The organism is Mycobacterium sp. (assembly GCF_049280035.1).
Taxonomy (GTDB): Bacteria; Actinomycetota; Actinomycetes; order Mycobacteriales; family Mycobacteriaceae; genus Mycobacterium.
Window position 1 is genome coordinate 1 of record NZ_JBAPPI010000076.1, and the last position, 2,289, is coordinate 2,289.

3 protein-coding genes are annotated in these 2,289 nt (G+C 65.3%); all 3 read right to left on the reverse strand.

Annotated features, from left to right (window positions below; translation table 11 throughout):
• Positions 1-64: 64 nt before the first annotated feature.
• Positions 65-901, reverse strand: a complete 837-nt coding sequence (locus WAN71_RS02565) for a segregation/condensation protein A (protein ID WP_422223826.1) — start codon at positions 899-901, stop codon at positions 65-67.
• Complete coding sequence (locus WAN71_RS02570; protein ID WP_422223827.1) at positions 898-1,761, reverse strand: ParA family protein; 864 nt, start codon at positions 1,759-1,761, stop codon at positions 898-900. The genes WAN71_RS02565 and WAN71_RS02570 overlap by 4 nt, the downstream gene beginning before the upstream one ends.
• Before the next feature lie 157 nt (positions 1,762-1,918).
• Positions 1,919-2,289 (reverse strand): tyrosine-type recombinase/integrase (locus tag WAN71_RS02575; RefSeq protein WP_422223828.1); only part of this gene is annotated, 371 nt, incomplete at its 5' end.

A 2,289-nucleotide genomic window follows, 5' to 3' on the forward strand; every position in this document is an offset into this window, starting at 1 on the left:
GTATCTGAGCCGAGATCGAGCTCCGCGTCGGGATCGACGTCGACGCCCACGCTCTGATCGGTCATCACAGGTCTCGCACTTCTTGATCGGGCGGCGAATCCGCTTCCCGCAATTCTTCGTTGGTCGGCCGTTCTCCGGTCCACGAAACCTGGAGCACACCAAGCGGTTCTACTTGGTCAAATGCTACCGCCCGCGATCGATACAGCTCGAGCAGTGCCAGGAAGCGGCCGACGATCTCGATGGGCTGACACTCGGCGACCAGATCGGCGAACGATGCCCACTGCCCGATCCCACGCTTTTCCAGCAGCGACATCAGTTGTTTGGCCTGCTCGGGCACCGAGACCATCAGGTCGTGCAGGTGTTCGGTGGCCACCGTCGGCACTTGCCGTGGCGTGAACGCAGTCGCCGCGATCTCGGCGAACCGCTTGGCGTCGACGCCCAACATCACCTCGGGCAGCAGGTCTTCGTACCGGTCCTCCAGGGACACCGCCCGGGGATAGCTGCGCAGCGCGGCGGCCTCCAGCTCGGCGAACATCTGCGCGACGTGCTTGAACGCCCGGTACTGCAGCAACCGGGCGAAAAGTAGGTCGCGGACTTCCAGCAGCGCCAGATCCTCGGCGTCGTCGACCTGACCGGATGGCAGCAGCCGCGCAGCCTTGAGGTCGAGCAGGGTCGCTGCCACGACGAGGAAGGTGGTGGTCTCGTCGAGTCCCAGCTCGGAACCGATCGCACGGGTGTATGCGATGAAGTCATCGGTGACTTGGTGCAGCGCCACTTCGGTGACATCGAGCCGGTGAGCGAAAATCAGCTGCAGCAGAAGGTCAAACGGCCCCTCGAAATTGGTCAGCTTGACCTGGAAGCCGTGCTGGGGTGATGCCTCGCAGGTCGTCCCGCCGTTCACGCGCCGAACCGGTCGATCACCTCGCAGGCCAACGACCGGTAGGCGGCCGCGCCGCCCGATCTTGGTGCCCACGATGTGATCGGTTCGCCGGCGACGCTGGTCTCCGGGAAGCGGACAGTGCGGGTGACGACCGTGTCGAACACCATGTCGCCGAAGCGCTCCAGGACACGGGCCATCACTTCGCGGGAGTTCACGGTTCGCGGGTCGTAGCGAGTGATCAAGATGCCGCTGACGTCCAGCTTCGGGTTGAGCCGGTCGCGCACCTTTTCAACCGTGTCGGTGAGCAGCGCCAGACCACGCAGCGAGAAATACTCGCACTCGGTCGGAATGATGACCCCGTCGGAGCAGGCCAAGCCGTTGACCGTGAGCAGACCCAGCGACGGCTGGCAGTCGATCAGCACATAGTCGTAGCGGTCCAGCACCGGGTGCAAGGCACGGGCCAACGTCTGCTCGCGGCCGACTTCGTTGACCAGCTGGATCTCGGCGGCCGACAGATCGATATTGCTCGGCACCAAGTCCATGTGCTTGACGCGAGTGTTCATCAGCACGTCGTCGATCGATACTCGCGGCTCAATCAGCAAGTTGTGGATGGTGTGCTGCAGCTCGTAGTGCGGCACACCCAGGCCGGCGGACAGCGCTCCCTGCGGATCCAGGTCGACCAGCAGCACGCGGCGACCGTATTCGGCGAGTGCGGCGCCCAGATTGATCGTCGACGTGGTTTTGCCGACGCCACCCTTCTGATTGCACATCGCGATCACCTTGGCCGGGCCGTGCGACGTGCGCGGCTTAGGTTCGGGGATCGCCCGCGGCGGGCGCCCGGTCAGGCCGAGTTCGGAGCCGCTGTCGGCGTCGTCAGTCATGCCCGGCTGCGGCTCGGCAGCATCGATCGCCTCGGCATGCGCGGCGGTCGGGAAATGACAGACATCGCAGGAGAGTCTAACGGGTATACGCGCCCGCGCTGTGAGACCCGCAACAACGTAACCAGCGAATTTGGGGACGGTCGGAGTACTTGGGCGGCTAACGCGCCCGCGGGTGGGCCTCGGCCCAGACTTCACGCAGCGCATGCACGGTGACCATGGTGTAGATCTGAGTCGTGGTCACCGATGCGTGTCCCAGCAATTCCTGCACTACGCGGACGTCGGCCCCACCCTCCAACAGGTGGGTCGCAAACGAGTGCCGCAACGTGTGCGGCGAGACGCCTGCGGTGATGCCGGCCCGCTCCGCGGCGTCCTGCAGGACTTGCCACGCGCTCTGACGCGACAGCCGGCCACCGCGCACATTGAGGAAGATGGCCGGCGTACCGCGCCCGCGACGGGCCAATTCGGATCGCCCGCGGACCGTGTAGGCGTCTAGTGCTTGCACAGCGGGCCGTCCGATCGGAACCAGCC

Excerpts from the sequence above, each read along its gene's own strand:
- WAN71_RS02570 (WP_422223827.1), bottom strand. The coding sequence starts at position 1,761 with ATGACTGACGACGCCGACAGCGGCTCCGAACTCGGCCTGACCGGGCGC.